Genomic DNA, 16,764 nt, shown 5'->3' with positions numbered 1-16,764 from the left:
GAAAAACTGAGGGGATAAACAATGTCAATAAAAAGATCTGTAAACGACTTCATCGCTCGGTTGTCCAGCAAACTGAAGGGCGGCGGTGATAAGGCAATTGAAAAACAGAAGAAAAGGGGAAAAAACACGGCCAGAGAGCGTATAGAAGATCTGTTGCTTGATAAGGATTCTTTTCTTGAAACAGACCTTTTCGTAGAGCATTCCGTAAAGGATTTCGGGATGGACAGGAAGGAAATGGCCGGGGACGGAGTCATAACAGGTTATGGAAAGGTAGATAGCAAAGCAGTTGCCGTATTCGCGCAGGACTTCACAGTTGCCGGAGGATCCCTCGGAAGAGCCCATGCAATGAAAATCGTTAAGGTAATGGATGGCGCAGCGGAGGCTGGAATACCCCTTATTGGAATAAACGACTCCGGCGGAGCCAGAATACAGGAAGGAGTGGAATCCCTCTGCGGTTACGGCGAGCTGTTCTACCGCAATACCAGACTCAGTGGAGATGTTCCTCAAATTTCCGTCATCCTGGGCCCCTGCGCAGGTGGCGCGGTCTATTCACCCGCCCTTACGGATTTCGTGTTTGTTGTCGACAAAATATCCCACATGTTCATAACCGGGCCACAGGTGATCAAAACCGTCCTGGGAGAAGAAGTAACCCAGGAGGAGCTTGGTGGCGCGATGACCCATGCTTCTATCACCGGTAACGCGCACTTCTATGCGAAAACCGAAGTGGATGCGTTCAACACCGTTAAGAAACTTCTCTCATTCCTCCCGGCCAACTCAAAGCAAAACCCTCCGGTCAGAAAACCCATTCCTCCCGATCAGCCTCTTGGAGATGATGTTATTCCTGACAATCGCAGGCAGGCTTACTCCGTAAAAGACATTATCCGTGGTATTGTTGACGCTTCCGATTTTCTTGAGGTACACGAGTACTACGCCAGAAACATTGTTGTAGGCTTCGCAAGGCTTGCAGGCCGGTCCATAGGAATCGTAGCAAATCAGCCCAGGGTTCTTGCCGGTGTTCTTGATGTGAACGCTTCGGACAAGGCAGCAAGATTCATAAGATTCTGCGATTGCTTCAATATTCCCCTGCTGACCCTTGTGGATACCCCCGGATACCTTCCGGGAGTGGATCAGGAACACGCGGGAGTAATCAGACACGGAGCAAAGATCCTTTACGCTTACAGCGAAGCCTCAGTTCCAAAGATGACAGTTATCATGAGAAAAGCTTACGGTGGAGCTTACATTGCCATGTGCAGCAGGCACCTTGGAGCTACATTCGTCGCGTCCTGGCCCAGTGGTGAAATCGCTGTAATGGGACCTGAGGGAGCGGCCAATATCATATTCAGAAGAGAAATAGCGGCTGCTGACGACCCTGATGCATATAGACAGGAAAAGGTCGATGAGTACGAAGAGAAATTCGCCAATCCCTACGTTGCCGCGAAAAAAGGATACGTTGACACGATAATAAAGTCCAGCGAAACCAGGGACACTCTTATTAAAGTTCTCTCTGTGGCCAAGCAGTCCAGAACAGGCCGTCCCCACAGAAACATACCTCTGTAAAGGCGGGAAATCATGAATAGTAAACTGGATAAACTCACAATTGACGATACTGATTACTCCACAGAGATACCTGAATGCAGCCTGAAGCCTTACGAAGGCGCACCAGATCCCTCTGAGGTCAGGGCTTTCATACCCGGAACCATAGTTGATATTAAAGTATCCGAAGGTGACGGTATTCAGCCGGGCGATGTACTGCTTCTTCTCGATGCCATGAAGATGCATAATGAGATATGCTCAACAATCAAGGGCCGAGTAGAGCGGATGCATGTAAAAATGGGTGATACAGTTCAGAAGAGTCAGCTTCTTGTAAGCATAGGCAGCGACTGACCGCTTCGATACTTACTTCAAACTTCACTCAAATGAATGAACTAGAAAAGGGAAGGGCTTCTGCCCTTCCCTTTTCTTTTCAGCGTATTCTGCTGCTATTCGTTCTCTGAATCCAGCTGGTTTGCTCTCTCCATTGCATCAATTGCGTCATTCCTGCGGTTAAGCCGGCTGTAGGTACTTGCAAGGTAGCGCCAGTAGTTGGCATTGTCAGGCTGGTACTCAAGGGCTGTTTCCAGAGCCTCTGCAGCTTCAGAATCCAGTTCTTTCCTGTTGCAGCAGGCATATCTTGTATAGTAAGCATTGGCAAGTTGATCGGGAGTCAATCCATCCATAATCATGATAGAATCGAGAATCGAAAGAGCTTCATCGTAATTCTCCATTATGAAGTTGGCATGCGCAAGAGTTGAAAGAACTACGAAATCGTCACCTATGAGGTTCCTCGCATTGTCAAGCTCGATTATTGCCTGCTGGAAGTCTTCCATCTCAATATAGGCGTAACCCTTGGATACGAATATGTTTGCCTTGATCTGATCCGCCTCTTCTTCTTCGAGCCAGCCTTCTGAAAGCCCCAGATCGATGTTAGCGAAAGCTTCGTTGAAAATGGTGAGAGCTGATTCATAATCGCCTTCAAGCATACACGCCCCTGCGAGAGCGTCGAGCATGTCAACGTTCGTAGGGTCGATCTCAAGAGCCTTGCTATAAGCATCTTGGGCCTGATGCAAGTACTCCAGCATCTCTTCTTCCGTGGCGTCGATGGCTATCATGGTCAGAACGCTCCCCGAATTGAAAAGAGACTGAATGAAAAGGCTTTTGGCCTTTTCAAGGCTCTGCGAGTAATAATTCAGTGTATACGGATCGTCCGTACTGTTAATAAGTTCCTGAATGTCTGCTATCAGTTCTTCCGCTTTCAGGGATGCATTCTGAAAATCTTCAAGGGCTGCTGGTAAATCATTGTTTATGTTTATCTCAATATCACCCAGCATAAGCTCAAAATCAGGTCTTTCGGGAGCTACATGCATACCCGTTTCCAGTATTTCAACGGTATGTCCTATGTCTCCGTCGTTCATAATATTAGCGGCGCTGTTAAAGAATACGAACCAGTATTCGTTTACCGCCAGCTCTCCGTTTGTATCAAGTTCGTCTGCTTTAAGGAATGATTCGGCGGCCTCAGACCATTTAACTTGCTCTGTAAAGGCCATGCCTCTCCAGAACCAGATTTCAGCATTCAGAGAATCTCCCCTGGCAATTACGCTGTCAGCGAGATAGATAATCTCGTCGTACTCCTGGTTCTGCATATGCACCTTCATACCCGTTACAGCCGGTGAGGAGCAAGCTGATAGTAAAGCGAATGTTGCTACAGAAATTAGAATCATCATTCGATTGCGATTCAGTAAAGTCAAATCTGACCCTCCATTCATGGTGTTGCTATTAAAAATAATTATCTACAATTATGAAATCTGACCCTTTCACTTACGAAAGTCAATATTGACATCATGCGGATTAGTATTCAGTTTACAGTGCGTTGGAGGTTAACATTTGATTTGTCTTACAGAACTTTTCCGAATTTTTCTGGGTATACTTGCCGTATCCTGGACTACATCCTTTAATCCTGCTCCAGCTTCCGGAAATACTTCATCCCGCGAAGCGGTCATTCTCATAGATTTCCAGACCATCGTTTTCCTGGAAGACGGACGGGAAGCGAACCTTGCGCTGGTTTCCACAGGAAGAGCTGGTTACGATACCCCCACAGGCACATTCGAGGTCCTGTACAGAAGGCGGTCTCCCGTATCAAGTTCTTACAATGTCAGAATGCCTTACTGGCTGTGCATACATCCTTCCGGCCAGATAGGCCTTCACCAGACTTTTCTATCCGGTACGAATTCTCTTGGCATCAGAAAATCTCACGGTTGCATAAGGCTTGGCAAAACAACGGCAAGATGGAGCTACTACTGGCTCAGTGTTGGTTCAACCGTAAGAGTGCAGGCAGAAAGCCCCAGAAGAAGCTATAGTTCCGACAGATAATTAATCAAGAACCTTTCATTTCCAGGTCACCCGCACTATGAAGAAGACGGGGATGAACCCCGCCTTCTCCATACGCGAATTAGATAAACTGAAGGTGATTAGAAGTCAGCTTTAATATGTCCCCAGGTTGCATTCTCAAGGCTTGAGGGGTCCCAGTCAATATCCAGTTTGTAGACCATATCGTTCTGGGGGTAAATCCAGAGGTCAGTGCCATCGAAGTCGATTCCTCCGTTAGCACCTCCTGCGACCTCAGCAAATTCGCATGACCATACAGGGGTTAAGTTGAGGCTTCCATCCGAGTTGATATAAAAGATGAAAATATTATCCTCACCTTCGTTTCCGCAGCAGGCAAAAACGTAGTCTCCCCATGCAGCCATTCCGTAACAGGATGTTATCGGTGATGCTACAACGGTCCAGGTTACCGAGGTTTCGGTACCGGTGTAGGAGCCCCATGCGATTTCCCCGTGTCTATCGGCATAAAGCATATCGTGTCCGGCGGCTATGGGGTACACGTTGGAAAACGAAGCAGGACCGTCAAGGGCTTTAACCCATACTCCGGAATTGTCGAATACACCGATGTTGCTGAAGGTGTAATCGCCAATGAAGAACTGGTTTCCGCTGGTGTATTCACAGAAGCACATGTCATCGGCATCTATGGCGTTCGTTATCTCCCATGAGCTGCCGGTGGCAGAGGATGTAGACACGTCGTACTCGTATACATAACCATCACCCCAGCAGGATAGCCACAGGCTGTTGGCAACATCGTCCTTTAGAGCCATACCATACGTGCTTCCGGGTGTGCTGGGATCCCACATGTCCAGAACGCTATATGTCCCTCTGGTTGACGCAGGTTCGTTACTACCTGATCCCTCTATTACCCTGGTTGTGGCAGAAGCCGCCAGAGCAAAACACAGTAACAACAGTACTGCTGTCTTCATCTCTCCTCCTTATTGAGCTGTAGTGTTAATGTTCGATATCAAATACACAAAATAGATATATTCATAAAGATCGGTCTTGTCAAACAACTGAATTCATGCGCAGCGTTCTATACAAGATCTGGCTTTGTATCTTCCAGATCTGCAACGACTTCTCTTAGTTTCTGAGAATATTCATCACTCATGATAAGGGTTACGGAATCGGTCTCCACGACGGATACATCGCTAACGCCCAGAAGAACGGTAAGCTTCCCGTCGTTCCAGACGGTTGTGTTCACACTGTCCATCGCGAGAACCTCCCCCCTGCCCACACCGCATCTTCTTGCGGATGGCCAGTCTCCGATGTCGTTCCATCCGAACTGCGCGGGAACCGATACAACGTTATCAGCTTTTTCCATTACTCCGAAATCTATGGAAACAGACTGAAGAGAATCGTACCTAACCTGATCCGGACAGGTTCCAGTACCGAGTTTCCGCAACCCTTCCGAAAGCTCCGGAAGGTATCTGGCAATTTCCTTCATGATCACGTCTGCCCTCCAGATGAACATGCCGGCATTCCAGAAATAGTCTCCGTTTTCAAGGTATTCTTCAGCTTCTTCCAGATTCGGTTTTTCTCTGAAGGATGAAACATCGTAAATTCCTTCACTGTGACATTTTCCCTTCTCAAGGTAGCCGTATCCGGTTGCGGGACGGTCCGGTGTTACTCCGATAGTTACAAGTTTCCCGTCCGCAGCGGGAATGGCCGCTTTCAAAAGTGTATTCCTGAATCCATCCGGGTTATCGATGACATGATCCGAGGGGACAACCACCATAAGATCCGAACCGCGGCCCCTTTCAATGAGGGTCTTTGCCGCCCAGCCTATGCATGCGGCTGTATTCCTGCCGGAGGGTTCAAGCAGCAGGTTGTTCTCACTGATCCATGGAAGCTGATCGATAACCGTTGAACGAGAATCACTACCTGTAACTACCATAATATCCCCATGTCCGCAGAGCCCCTCGAATCTGACGGCTGTTTCCTGCAGCATCGTCATGCTGCCCGTAAGCCGCAGAAACTGCTTGGGCATTCTTCCGGTTGAAACCGGCCAGAAGCGGGTTCCCCTTCCCCCCGCCATGATTACCGCGAAAAACGATGATTCCATTTAATTTCCTCCGGGTTCTATCAGGTAACCTGAACCGTCAAGCTCCAGTTTCCCGCCATTCGTATCGGCGATAAGGCATACAGGGGAATCGATTTTGCGATCCCTGACATCAGCACTGCCCGAGGAAACGAAAAATAGCGCTCCTCCAGGCATACTCATCTCCATTGTTCCTCGTATATCTGTTACCCGATAGTCCGCATTCAGCTTCAGCCGGTTCACCTGTCCCTTTGAACCGGCGGCAACTGGTTTCCCTCCGGAAGACCAGTTGACAGCCTCAACACCTTTTTCGATGTGAAGCTCCCTGGGTTTTCCATCGGCTCCGGTTCTGCCCCAGTCGTAAAGCCTGTAAGTGACGTCGCAATTGCTCTGAACCTCCAGGATCTCAAGGCCCGGCCCCAGCGCATGAACGGTTCCGGGAGGAAGATGGTAAATATCTCCTTTTACAAGATCGATCTCCTGCAGAGCTTCCTCCGCTTTATTCTGCCGCAGGAGATCGAGGAGAAGGTTCCTGCCGGTGACTTTCAGTCCCCCCATCATCCAGGCGTTCTCTTTCGCCGCAAGTACTATCCAGGTTTCTTCCTTTCGAAGGCTTCCCCCCTCGATTCCCGGATGGACCTGCACAGACAGCCTGTCCGCAGTATGGAGGGTCTTCAGAAGAACGGGATACACTTCCTTACCTGGCAATTCTCCGGTTAAAACCAGATCGTTCACTGTGGTCGAATCTCCATCGGATGTGCTTCGGAGTTTTGATGAAGTGCCATCCTTCTGGAACAGCCACCAGATCTCCCCGATGGGTGTTTCCTGCCCCGCGGTCATCAGCGAACCCCATATCCTGGGTATGTACCTGGGCTCCGAGATGTACAGCATTACTCTGTATCCCCGCAAAACCTTGGAATCAGGCTTTTAAGAATAAGCGGACCTGTGAAATCCCGCTCGGGATGCCATTGGACCGCGACTACAAGACCATCGTCCGATTCCATTCCCTCTATTACGCCATCATGAGATTTTGCCGACTGGTAAAACCCTTCCGGAATTCCGGCTATGGCCTGGTGATGAAAACTGCTTACTGCTATCTCTCTATCAAGGATTCCGCTCAGTATGGTACCCTCAATGATCTCAACCGTATGCATCCTTGGATCGGCAGCTTCCCCATGGTGTTCTTCCGGGTTTTCCATCTGGGTGGAAATATCCTGGATGAGCTGCTCACCCTCCGCTATAGCTATCGTCTGGATCCCCAGGCATATCCCTAAAACGGGTACCTTCATTTCCCTGGCTTTCCTGTACAGTCCAATTTCCCAGAGGGGTCTATCCCTCCAGTGTTGAATTGAACCGTTGTCCCGCTGACCGTACAGCTCCGGGTCAGTATCACCACCGCCTGTAAGAACAACCATATCTACAACTTCCAGCATACTCCGAAAATCCTCAGAGGAAGGAATAATCCCCATCGTGATTACATCCGCCTTCCCCAGAAATTCAGCGTAGCTCTGGTTGAGCCCGAAAAGCCATTTCCCATAGGACTGAACCTTGGATTGATCGTTAGCATACCAGTTAAGCGTAATACCGATTACAGGTTTTCTCATCCGGTTATCTCCGTCATTCTTGCTACGGCCGCGTAAGCCTTTTCTCTTATCTCAGTGTCGAGTTCGATGACAGGCTTTAATCTTTTCAGGGAATCGAGTATTTTCTCCAGTGTAATTTTTTTCATGTTGACGCAGTAGATATTCCCTCCGGTCCTGAACTTCCTGTCCGGATAAAGGGTCTTGAGCCTGTACGCCATTCCCTCTTCGGTTCCTATTATGAACCGCTGTGAACTCGATTCCGCGATATGCCTTATCATGCCCCCCGTCCCCAGAACAGCATGGGCCGGTTCCCATACTTCCGGAGGGGTTTCCGGATGAACCAGGAGTTCCGCGTCAGGCCATTCTTCCATTACGGCTCGGATATTCTGTATGTCAGCCGTGGCATGGCATCTGCAGGCTCCGTTCCAGATATGAATGGTCTTATCAGACCTTCTCGATACGAAAGTCCCGAGGTTCCTGTCGGGAGCGAAGATAATTTCGTCGGAAGGCGCACTCTCAACCACTTCGAGGGCGTTAGCGGATGTACAGCAGGCGTAGCTTTCCGCTTTAACATCGGCCGGTGAGTTAACGTACAGAACTGTAAGGGCATCAGGATACATTTCCTGCATGGACCTCAGCGCCGGCGCTTCTATACAGTCCGCGAGGGGGCACCCGGCCTCAGGCTCAGGCAAAAGAACCGTTTTTTCGGGCGAGAGGATATGTGCTGTTTCAGCCATGAATCTAACGCCGCAGAAAACGATCACGGAAGATCGCGTGGATGCCGCAGTCCGGCTCAGCTGGAGGGAATCTCCCACATGATCCGCGATGTCCTGGATTTCCGGCGGCTGGTAGCTGTGAGCCAGAATAACAGCATCTTTCTTACCCTTCAGTTCAAGTATCTCGCTGACAATCCGGTTATCCATTTCTTTTCCAATCAAGCTGTTCAGTTGAGGAGATTATCCCTCCTCCTATCACCGAAGTGTTCAGATATACAGCACAAACCTGCCCGGGAGCAACAGCCTCCTCAGGCCTGCCGAACTCAATATGCAGATTGCCGTCTTTACAATCAAGAACCGCAGGTACCGCCTTCCTCCTGTATCTTGTCTGAACAAGGGCTTCAGATGGAAAACTCGATGGTTTCCGAAACCAGTTCATCTCAATAACGCTGCATCCCGTTGAAAGCAGATCCTCCCTTTTACCTATCGTAACTGTTCCGTCAAGTGAATTGACAGCAACCACGTACATCCTTTTTCCGTAAGCTCCCAGCCCCTTCCTCTGACCAACGGTGTAATTCTCTATGCCGCCGTGTCTGCCAACCTGCTTTCCCGAAATATCGATCACTTTTCCCGGTTTACCCTCCGGAGCCGTCAGGCTGAAGCACAGATCCATACTCTCCTTCTTCCTGAAGGGAATGTTCAGCTGAACAGCTTCCCTGCGAACGTTTTTCTTCAGCATTCCTCCAAGGGGAAATACGCAGTCTCTCAATATCTCACTATCAACAAGTGAAAGGAAGTAGCTCTGATCCTTGTCCGCGTCCCTGCCCCGCTTCATAAGTTCGCCGTTCCTGCCGACATAATGGCCGGTAACGAGTGTTTCGGAAGGTTTTAGTATTTCATGAAGCGCAAGGAGTTTGATTCTCGCGTTGCATCTGGCGCAGGGATTGGGAGTAAGACCTTTGGCCAGCATCTTCTCAGACCAGAGTACGACTTCCCGGCGGAATCTTTCGGCCGCGTCTATACTGATCAGCTCCACCCCGGCAGCATTCGCTGTCTTCTCAACTTCCGGGGGAATGCCATCTCCTGCCGTATCTACGTAACCAGCCCTCAGCTGGCTGTAGCGTTCAATACTCAGAGCCAGAGCATAGGATGAATCCACCCCTCCTGACAGCGCGATAAGGGCTCTGCTAAACACAATCAGGCTCCGAATTTAGCCAGTTTCCCGGCCGATGCCAGAAGAAGGGGCATAATATCGGTTGCCATGAATGAACCCATCGCTCCGTAAACGGCCTGTTTCTCGGAGAATGCCGAGCTGTACCCCCATCTTTGCGGTCCTCCATGGATAAGGACAGGTACCGAATGCCAGCTGTGAAGTTTCATGGGGCAGGGAGTGCTGTGATCTCCCGTTATACATACCACATCAAATCCTGAATCAAGAAAGGAAGGCAGCGCCCTGTCGAATTCTTCTATAGCCCTGATCTTTGCCTGGACGTTACCGTCCTCACCCGCGGAGTCGGCGGGTTTGTGATGAAGGAAAACAAAATCGTGGCCGTCATCCAGAGCTCTTCTCACGGCTTCTGCCTGTCCTGAAAGATTCTCCGGGTCGCATTTGACGACGTTCATACCAACCAGTCCCGCGACACCCCTGTACATGGGATAAAGCGCCACTGCGGCAGCGGTAAGGCCGAACCGTTCCTCTATCGAGGGGAATTCCTTATGAAGGGCAAAACCCCGGAGGAGAATGAAATTCGCCGGATGAAGCCCCTTCAGGATTTCTTCCGCCTTCCGCAGAAATTCCCTCACCACATTCCGGGTTTTATCGGAGCCTTCGACAGGAATGGGCTCGAGTCCAACAAGACCGGGGTCGGTATCCTGAATATCATCGCTGAGGCCGTTGCCCCGAAAGACAACACATGCCCTGTGCTGTTTTACCGGAACCACGAACGTCTCAACATCTTCTATTTTTATATCCGCAAGCATTCCCACAAGTTCCGCGCACTTCTCGCTTGTTATCCGCCCAGCTCTCCTGTCCGTCACTATTCCCTGATCATCAAGTGTGCAGAAATTTATTCTGGCCGCAAGATCTCCGTGCTTCAGTTCAAAACCAACTCCCAATGCCGCGAGAGCCCCTCTTCCCACCTGATATAGAACCGGGTCGTAACCGAACAAACCAAGGTGCGCAGGCCCGCTTCCGGGAGTAATACCCCTGGCAATAGGAATATGGACACCGAGTACTCCACCTGCCGCAAGTCTGTCCATTTCAGGAGTGATAGCTGCTTCAAGCGGCGTCTTTCCGCCGAGTTCCTCAATTGAGATATCCCCAAGCCCGTCAATCACGGCCAGAAGTATTCTCGAATCGTTCTTCTGAACAAGTTCTTCCACAAGACCTCCAAACATAAGGGGGACGTACCACACTTCTTCAACTTACGGGTGAATTTACTACAATATATATAGTATTGATACAATAAATATATTATTTATAGGAAATTGTCTTATAAATACAAAATCCGTATAGCATTTCCAGCTTGAGGGTTTTTCAGTCTTTGAAAACGATGCCGGCATCAGAAGTTATTCTGCCGGCTGTAAATGCTTCCTCACCTGTAATTCTGAGAAGCTCCATTATTCTGTTCACATCAGCCTTTAAAGCAACAAGAAGCATGCCCGCTCCCATATTGAACGCCTTTCTCATTTCTGCGATGTCGATGTTCCCTGACTCGCGGATGAGTTCGAATACTGCGGGTACATCCCAGTGTGGTTCGATAAGGGCGCCGCAGCCTGCAGGCAGTATTCTTGAAAGATTCCCCGGAATGCCGCCTCCAGTGATGTGTGCTATACCTTTAACTAGTTTTTCCTTCAGAAGCGGCTCAAGATTCCTGAGATAACTCTTATGAACAGAAAGCAGTGCTTCCCCGACACTTCTATTTCCGAGAAGAGGATGGGTATCGGAAGGAGCCAGACCGGCGGTTTCGAAGATAACTTTTCTCGCAAGGGAATAGCCGTTCGTATGCAGCCCGTTTGAGGGAAGGCCTACGATGATCATGCCGGGGCGGATATCCGAACCGTCAATGATCAGGTCCTTCTCGACCAATCCTATAATGGTTCCGGCCACATCGTAATCACCTTCGCCGTAGAAACCCGGCATTTCCGCTGTCTCTCCACCAAGCAGGGCACAGCCATTCTCACTGCATGCGGTGGCAAGTCCCGATACTATGTCAGCGGCGGTTCGCGCCTCAAGTTTGCCGCAGGCTATGTAATCCATGAAGAACAGGGGTAACGCGCCCTGAACGAGAATGTCGTTCACACAATGGTTGACCAGATCCATTCCAACGGTTCCGTAATTTCCCATCATGCCTGCAACCTTGAGCTTTGTGCCTACACCGTCCGTACTTGCTACAAGAACTGGTGCCTTCATATGGCTGAAATCCGCCCGGAACAGTCCTCCAAAATGGCCCAGGTCGGACAGGACGTTCTTCGTGAATGTCTTTCTTACTTCAGCCTTCATCAGGGAGATGGCCCTTTCACCCTCAAGGATATCAACGCCGCTGTTTTTGTAATCGGCTGGTTTCATATTCTGAATTCTCCGAGCTGATTCGTGGAGAGGTAGTATTCCATTCTTGAATCGATGTCTTCGCGGGTCAGTTCCCTCAATTGCTCAACTCCGAAACCGCTGCAGGCGTAACTGGCATTTACAGATCCGTAAGCCAGCCCCTTCTTCATACTTTCGAAATTCAGGTCACTGTCGCTGCCTGCGAGATATCCAAGCATTCCAGAAGCGAAGGTGTCTCCAGCTCCAGTAGGATCGGTAACCTTTTCAAGTGGATAAGCCGGAAGAACGAAGGGTTCACTTCCTCCAAAGATCATGGCTCCCGCTCCACCCATTTTAATAACGGCGTAGCGGGGACCGGAGTTGATGATAAATTCAGCGGCTTCAAAAAGAGTTCTTTTGCGTGACAACTGCATCGATTCGGAAGCGTTGACAAAAACGATATCAACTTTACTGAATACTTCAAGTACTTTGTCCCTCTGCTGGTCTATCCAAAGGTTCATTGTATCAACAGCTATCCAGCGAGGATTATGAACCTGATCCAATACCTGCAGCTGCAGCACAGGATCGATATTAGCAAGGAAAACGCATGGAGTATTTACATAATCATCCGGAAGTATCGGCTCAAAACTGGCGAATACCCCCAGTTCTGTCCTTATTGTTCGGGCATCTCCGAAATCAGGGCCGTAAGCGCCTTCCCAGCGGAATGTGGGACCCTGTCCTGTGGTCAAACCCCTTACATCTATTCTACGCTCCGCCAGAAATCTTTTCTCGGATACTGGAAAATCAGGGCCAACAACCCCTACTATCCGAACCACATCGAAGCATCCGGCTCCGAGTGAGAAGTAAATAGCCGAGCCCCCCAGGGCCTCCTCCACCTTACCCGCCGGGGTTGTTACAGTATCAAGCGCTACAGAACCAACTACAAGAAGTGCCATTTTAAACCAATCCTGTTCAGGTATTTTCCGGGTTTACATTCTGTCCGGGGCATCCACCCCAAGTATTGAAAGCAGGCCGCTGATACATCGTCTGCATGCTTCACAAAGCATCAGACGGGCCGCCGAAACATCTATACTGTCACTGTCGACCACTCTTACATGCTGGTAAAATCTGTGGAACCCGGTGGCCAGGTCTGCAAGTATCTCCGTAAGCCTGTGAGGTTCCATCGCGTCAGCGGCAGCTGCAACCTCAACCGGAATGGATTCAAGAAGACGCATCAGCTCGCGTTCGTGTTCCCCATCAAGGAGTTCCGCAAGTTCGTCGGAGAACTCATCCGGAGGTTCGATGCCTGCTTCACTGGCTACGCGGAGTATTCCTGCTATTCTGGCATGGGCGTACTGAACGTAATAAACCGGATTCTCACTGGATTGTTTCCTGGCAAGATCAAGGTCGAAATCCATATGGGCTTCCGCTCTCCTTGTCAGGAAAAGGTACTTCGTGACATCAGCCGAGCCGGCGTCTCTGATAAGTTCCCTGAGTGTAACAAATTCACCTGATCTTGTTGACATTTTTATCCTTCTGCCATCCCTGACCAGTGTCACGAACTGATGGATAATAACTTTTAGCCGCTTTGAAACCTCCTCCATGCCAAGTAGACATTCCAGTGCGCTTGTTACGTCACGACTGGTATCCAGGTGATCCGCTCCGAAGATATCCACCATCAGATCATAATTTCTGGAGAACTTCTCGATATGGTAGGCAATATCCGGCATCCTGTAAGTATACGTTCCGTTATCCCGGACAATCACCCTGTCCTTCGGCCTGCGCAGTGATGTGAACCTGAGCCAGAGTTTCTCCGAGCCGTCTTCATCGCTATAGACAAGGCTTTTACCGTCAATTGTAACTCCGGACAGTCTTTCGATTGCTTCCGTCACAGCACCGGGTATCAGCTCGCTCTCCGCGAAATATCTGTCAAATTCAATGCCAAGAAGGGAAAGATCAGATCGTATCATCTCCATCGCTTTTTCTTCGGCGAAACCGATGAAGGTATCCCGGTCGCTTTCCCAGGTCAGTCCTGTTCCTCTTGAAGCCCTGAATGTAGTTTCCGTGATAACCCCCCTCGGGAATGTCTGATTCATCGCTTTGCGCGGAGGTGTACCTGACTGCGAGTGATTCACCAAGAAGGTTCATCTGCCTTCCGGCATCGTTGAAATAATACTCTCGGCTGACTCTCCATCCTACAGTTTCCAGGAGGCTGCTGATGGTTTCTCCTAGAACAGCCTGCCTGCAGTGGCCGACTGTAAGCGGACCAGTTGGATTTGAGCTGACGAATTCAACCAGAGCTTCTCTACCGTGTCCTGTATCCGGCAGAAGGGACTGAAGTCCTCCGAATGCCAGATGGAAAGCAACAGACGCAAGGTAATCATCTGAAAGCGTGAAATTGATAAATCCGGGGCCATCAACGTTGACGGCCGATACTCCCTCAAATCCGTCAGATGAGGCTTCAACTATTTTTGCAGCGATTGATAGAGGATTATTCCTGACGATGCTCGCGAGTTTCATTGCTGTCTGACATGAAAGGTCACCGAATTCAAGGTTATCCGATCTCGATACTACTGCTCGAAATTCATCCGGTATCAGTTTCCCCCAGAGGCTGCGGACAGAAGATTCCAGAATCCTTTCAAGTTCAGTCCTCAGAGCGGCTGGAGTCATCCGGCGGTTCCTCCGTATCATTGTATTCAATAGTTGGGACATCGCTCCAGAGCATTTCAAGATTGTAGTATTCCCTGATTTCGGGAAGGAATATGTGAATTACCAGATCAACGTAATCTACAAGTATCCAGCTGCCTTCATCGTAACCCTCAATATGGTGCTTTCTGAAGCCAGTTTTCCTTGCCGTTTCTTCTATATGATCAACAATCGCCCTTGCCTGTATCCTGTTCTCAGCGGTTGCAAGAATAAAAGCTTCCATCGTGAGTGGTACATCGCTCATGTCCAGGGCTACAACCTTGTAACCGTGACGCTGGTGAATAGCTTCTACAAAAGTCTCTAGAATGCTTTCGGACAAAAAACACCTCCATAGTGCTCGTGGGAATTATTCAATGGGAAAATCCTCATTCTCACCAAGACAAACGGTAACATCTATAAAAACGGGAGCATCCCCCTCAGGGACCTCCCATACAATGCAGTTTTCCGACCTGCCAAGGATATCAGTGATTATTCTCGCTGCCGACAAATCGGCAAGATGGGATATGATGATAGTCTCTTTGAATGGTTTTATATCGGTATTCGATGGGTCAAAAGGAGCAAGGATGATCGTTGAATCGGAAGAGGAGCCGAGTAGCTGTCGCTGTGTTCGAGTAGCCAGTCCGTCAATCGATGTTCCGTTAAGAACCATAACCCGAATCGTATCAGGAACGCAGACTTCAATGGCCGGTTCGTTCTCCTCCGTGAAGCCTGTTTCAACCGTCTCGTCGGCATTCTGAACATCCTGAACCGTTCCGGGAGGTGGTACGAGTATGGTCATTACAATGACGGCAACCGCCAGGCTTGCTATTACCCATCTCCATGGAAAACCTCTGCCTGCTATCATTATCTTAAGTTCTCCTCGCCGCTGAATAGTGGCTGAAGCCTGCTATAACTGTCCTCCAGGGAAGCAGAGATCACCCTTGTATCACCAGTGGTGGCCATGAAGTTCGTATCGCCGGACCATCTTGGAAGCATGTGCATATGCACATGCCCCTCAATTCCGGCCCCGGCACAGCTGCCAAGATTCCACCCTCCATTCATTCCCATGCAGTTCATGCCTTCCGCCAGCGCCTTTTCGCACTTCACCACAAGCCTGATCATAGTGTCAAGTTCCGAGCTGTTCAGGTCAGCGAAATCATTCGCATGCCTGAGAGGAACGATCATTAGATGACCATTGATGTACGGATATCTGTTCAGCACAATAAAAAAACCACCCTCACGGTGGAGTACATAATTCTCACTGTCCTTATCCATCTCGCTGCCTATTCTGCACAGAACGCATCCGTCTTCAGGTTTGGAATTAGTCACATATGCGCTTCTCCAGGGAGCAGCGAGGTGTTTCACAGTGTTCCTCTCCATCCCATGACAGAATAGGGTTCGATGATAGTGCCGGAAGGTACTGCAGTGTCTATAAGAACACTCCCATCGCCTACAATGCAGTTATCGCCGATGACCGTTTCGCCGGATAATCTTGCCGATCTTCCAATTGAAACTCCGGTGCCTATCTCAACAGAATCCTCTATCCACACCCCTCCGGGGTCCGGGATATTAACACCGCTGGTCATTTGAGCTTCAAGAACCTGTCTCCTGAGATTGTCGGTTGCGCAGGCAAGCTGTATACGATCATTCACACCTGAAACTTCTCTGTAATCCCCGGCGACTACCGCGATACACGGCATTCCCATGCTTACGGCAATGGAAACGGCATCGGTCAGGTAATATTCTCCCTGGTCGTTATCGGTCTTGATCTTCCTCAACAATTCGGAAAGGACGCGTCCATCAAATGACATGAGGCCTGTATTAATCTCACCTGTTTTCAGTTGCCGTGGCGTGCAGTCTCTGTCTTCCACTATTGCCGAGAGCATGTCACCGTCCCGTACTATCCTTCCGTATCCTGAAGGATCCGGCGGGAATGTTGAAAGCACAGCTATCGCCGCTCCTGCCTTCCTGCGAGCCTCCTCAAGCTCAGAAATAGTACTGCTTTTTATAAGTGGTACATCACCAAGAAGGACAGTTACGCTTCCAGACGTCATGTCTTTAAAACCACACGAAAGGGCATGTGCCGTTCCCAGCTGTTCAGCCTGAACTGCCCACGAAGCTCCCGCTTCCTCCAGAAGTGGAATTACACTCTCTTTGCCGTGGCCTACAACAACAACCGGGCTGTCAAGACCAGCTTTAAAAGCTTGCTTCACCACTCTTAAGACCATAGGCACACCGAGAACGGGATGGGCAACCTTTGGAAGAGGTGATTTCATCCTCTTTCCCTGGCCGGCGGCA

At 49.6% G+C, this 16,764-nt stretch carries 19 protein-coding genes; 3 read left to right on the top strand and 16 right to left on the bottom strand.

Annotation, left to right across the window (positions count from 1 at the left end; translation table 11 throughout):
* Positions 1–21 precede the first annotated feature (21 nt).
* Complete coding sequence (locus tag K8S15_04685; protein MCD4775332.1) at positions 22–1,557, top strand: acyl-CoA carboxylase subunit beta; 1,536 nt, start codon at positions 22–24, stop codon at positions 1,555–1,557.
* A 129-nt stretch (positions 1,558–1,686) separates the two neighbouring features.
* On the top strand, positions 1,687–1,884 hold the full coding sequence (locus K8S15_04680; protein MCD4775331.1) for an acetyl-CoA carboxylase biotin carboxyl carrier protein subunit: 198 nt from the start codon (positions 1,687–1,689) through the stop codon (positions 1,882–1,884).
* A 95-nt stretch (positions 1,885–1,979) separates the two neighbouring features.
* Here K8S15_04680 and K8S15_04675 read toward each other — a convergent pair whose 3' ends face one another.
* Positions 1,980–3,179, bottom strand: coding sequence for a tetratricopeptide repeat protein (locus K8S15_04675; GenBank protein ID MCD4775330.1), 1,200 nt, complete (start codon positions 3,177–3,179; stop codon positions 1,980–1,982).
* Positions 3,180–3,420: 241 nt separating this feature from the next.
* Between K8S15_04675 and K8S15_04670 the strand changes: the two genes are divergently transcribed.
* The gene (locus tag K8S15_04670) at positions 3,421–3,906 is read left to right on the top strand and encodes a L,D-transpeptidase (GenBank protein ID MCD4775329.1); all 486 of its coding nucleotides are present in this window, start codon (positions 3,421–3,423) and stop codon (positions 3,904–3,906) included.
* A gap of 98 nt (positions 3,907–4,004) precedes the next feature.
* On the opposite strand, the gene K8S15_04665 is transcribed toward K8S15_04670, so the two are convergent.
* The 15 genes from K8S15_04665 to K8S15_04595 form a co-directional block, all read right to left on the bottom strand.
* Positions 4,005–4,844 (bottom strand): hypothetical protein, encoded by an 840-nt coding sequence (locus K8S15_04665; GenBank protein MCD4775328.1) that lies wholly within the window; start codon positions 4,842–4,844, stop codon positions 4,005–4,007.
* A 107-nt stretch (positions 4,845–4,951) separates the two neighbouring features.
* Positions 4,952–5,980 (bottom strand): NTP transferase domain-containing protein, encoded by a 1,029-nt coding sequence (locus K8S15_04660; GenBank protein ID MCD4775327.1) that lies wholly within the window; start codon positions 5,978–5,980, stop codon positions 4,952–4,954.
* The gene (locus K8S15_04655) at positions 5,981–6,847 is read right to left on the bottom strand and encodes a class I mannose-6-phosphate isomerase (protein ID MCD4775326.1); all 867 of its coding nucleotides are present in this window, start codon (positions 6,845–6,847) and stop codon (positions 5,981–5,983) included. It lies immediately after the preceding gene.
* Positions 6,847–7,560, bottom strand: coding sequence for a gamma-glutamyl-gamma-aminobutyrate hydrolase family protein (locus K8S15_04650; GenBank protein MCD4775325.1), 714 nt, complete (start codon positions 7,558–7,560; stop codon positions 6,847–6,849). The genes K8S15_04655 and K8S15_04650 overlap by 1 nt, the downstream gene beginning before the upstream one ends.
* Positions 7,557–8,462 (bottom strand): quinolinate synthase NadA, encoded by a 906-nt coding sequence (nadA, locus tag K8S15_04645; protein ID MCD4775324.1) that lies wholly within the window; start codon positions 8,460–8,462, stop codon positions 7,557–7,559. The genes K8S15_04650 and nadA overlap by 4 nt, the downstream gene beginning before the upstream one ends.
* Positions 8,455–9,450 (bottom strand): hypothetical protein, encoded by a 996-nt coding sequence (locus K8S15_04640; GenBank protein MCD4775323.1) that lies wholly within the window; start codon positions 9,448–9,450, stop codon positions 8,455–8,457. The genes nadA and K8S15_04640 overlap by 8 nt, the downstream gene beginning before the upstream one ends.
* 2 nt (positions 9,451–9,452) lie before the next feature.
* Positions 9,453–10,652, bottom strand: coding sequence for a 2,3-bisphosphoglycerate-independent phosphoglycerate mutase (locus K8S15_04635; protein ID MCD4775322.1), 1,200 nt, complete (start codon positions 10,650–10,652; stop codon positions 9,453–9,455).
* 139 nt (positions 10,653–10,791) lie between these two features.
* Positions 10,792–11,823, bottom strand: a complete 1,032-nt coding sequence (gene purM / locus K8S15_04630; GenBank protein MCD4775321.1) for a phosphoribosylformylglycinamidine cyclo-ligase — start codon at positions 11,821–11,823, stop codon at positions 10,792–10,794.
* A complete protein-coding gene (locus tag K8S15_04625; protein MCD4775320.1) occupies positions 11,820–12,737 on the bottom strand; it encodes a sugar kinase in 918 nt (305 codons plus the stop codon). Before K8S15_04625 ends, purM begins: the two co-directional genes overlap by 4 nt.
* A 33-nt stretch (positions 12,738–12,770) precedes the next feature.
* Positions 12,771–13,757 carry an arginine--tRNA ligase gene (locus K8S15_04620; GenBank protein ID MCD4775319.1) on the bottom strand — a complete coding sequence of 329 codons (987 nt, stop codon included), beginning with the start codon at positions 13,755–13,757 and terminating at the stop codon, positions 12,771–12,773.
* Positions 13,738–14,451, bottom strand: a complete 714-nt coding sequence (argS, locus tag K8S15_04615; protein MCD4775318.1) for an arginine--tRNA ligase — start codon at positions 14,449–14,451, stop codon at positions 13,738–13,740. The genes K8S15_04620 and argS overlap by 20 nt, the downstream gene beginning before the upstream one ends.
* Positions 14,426–14,806, bottom strand: a complete 381-nt coding sequence (rsfS, locus tag K8S15_04610; protein MCD4775317.1) for a ribosome silencing factor — start codon at positions 14,804–14,806, stop codon at positions 14,426–14,428. Before rsfS ends, argS begins: the two co-directional genes overlap by 26 nt.
* A gap of 27 nt (positions 14,807–14,833) precedes the next feature.
* Positions 14,834–15,331 carry a LytR C-terminal domain-containing protein gene (locus K8S15_04605; protein ID MCD4775316.1) on the bottom strand — a complete coding sequence of 166 codons (498 nt, stop codon included), beginning with the start codon at positions 15,329–15,331 and terminating at the stop codon, positions 14,834–14,836.
* Positions 15,331–15,831, bottom strand: coding sequence for an HIT domain-containing protein (locus K8S15_04600; GenBank protein MCD4775315.1), 501 nt, complete (start codon positions 15,829–15,831; stop codon positions 15,331–15,333). The genes K8S15_04605 and K8S15_04600 overlap by 1 nt, the downstream gene beginning before the upstream one ends.
* Positions 15,828–16,742, bottom strand: a complete 915-nt coding sequence (locus K8S15_04595; GenBank protein MCD4775314.1) for an NTP transferase domain-containing protein — start codon at positions 16,740–16,742, stop codon at positions 15,828–15,830. The genes K8S15_04600 and K8S15_04595 overlap by 4 nt, the downstream gene beginning before the upstream one ends.
* Positions 16,743–16,764: the final 22 nt, after the last annotated feature.

The sequence above is a fragment of the Candidatus Aegiribacteria sp. genome, from assembly GCA_021108005.1.
Lineage (GTDB): Bacteria > Fermentibacterota > Fermentibacteria > Fermentibacterales > JCC-6 > Aegiribacteria.
This window is presented reverse-complemented; position numbering and strand designations above follow the sequence as displayed.

Excerpts from the sequence above, each read along its gene's own strand:
- K8S15_04685 (MCD4775332.1), top strand. The coding sequence starts at position 22 with ATGTCAATAAAAAGATCTGTAAACGACTTCATCGCTCGGTTGTCCAGC.
- K8S15_04675 (MCD4775330.1), bottom strand. The coding sequence starts at position 3,179 with ATGCAGAACCAGGAGTACGACGAGATTATCTATCTCGCTGACAGCGTA.
- K8S15_04665 (MCD4775328.1), bottom strand. The coding sequence starts at position 4,844 with ATGAAGACAGCAGTACTGTTGTTACTGTGTTTTGCTCTGGCGGCTTCT.
- K8S15_04660 (MCD4775327.1), bottom strand. The coding sequence starts at position 5,980 with ATGGAATCATCGTTTTTCGCGGTAATCATGGCGGGGGGAAGGGGAACC.
- K8S15_04655 (MCD4775326.1), bottom strand. The coding sequence starts at position 6,847 with ATGCTGTACATCTCGGAGCCCAGGTACATACCCAGGATATGGGGTTCG.
- K8S15_04650 (MCD4775325.1), bottom strand. The coding sequence starts at position 7,560 with ATGAGAAAACCTGTAATCGGTATTACGCTTAACTGGTATGCTAACGAT.
- nadA (MCD4775324.1), bottom strand. The coding sequence starts at position 8,462 with ATGGATAACCGGATTGTCAGCGAGATACTTGAACTGAAGGGTAAGAAA.
- K8S15_04635 (MCD4775322.1), bottom strand. The coding sequence starts at position 10,652 with ATGTTTGGAGGTCTTGTGGAAGAACTTGTTCAGAAGAACGATTCGAGA.
- purM (MCD4775321.1), bottom strand. The coding sequence starts at position 11,823 with ATGAAACCAGCCGATTACAAAAACAGCGGCGTTGATATCCTTGAGGGT.
- K8S15_04625 (MCD4775320.1), bottom strand. The coding sequence starts at position 12,737 with ATGGCACTTCTTGTAGTTGGTTCTGTAGCGCTTGATACTGTAACAACC.
- K8S15_04620 (MCD4775319.1), bottom strand. The coding sequence starts at position 13,757 with ATGGAGATGATACGATCTGATCTTTCCCTTCTTGGCATTGAATTTGAC.
- argS (MCD4775318.1), bottom strand. The coding sequence starts at position 14,451 with ATGACTCCAGCCGCTCTGAGGACTGAACTTGAAAGGATTCTGGAATCT.
- K8S15_04605 (MCD4775316.1), bottom strand. The coding sequence starts at position 15,331 with ATGATAGCAGGCAGAGGTTTTCCATGGAGATGGGTAATAGCAAGCCTG.
- K8S15_04595 (MCD4775314.1), bottom strand. The coding sequence starts at position 16,742 with ATGAAATCACCTCTTCCAAAGGTTGCCCATCCCGTTCTCGGTGTGCCT.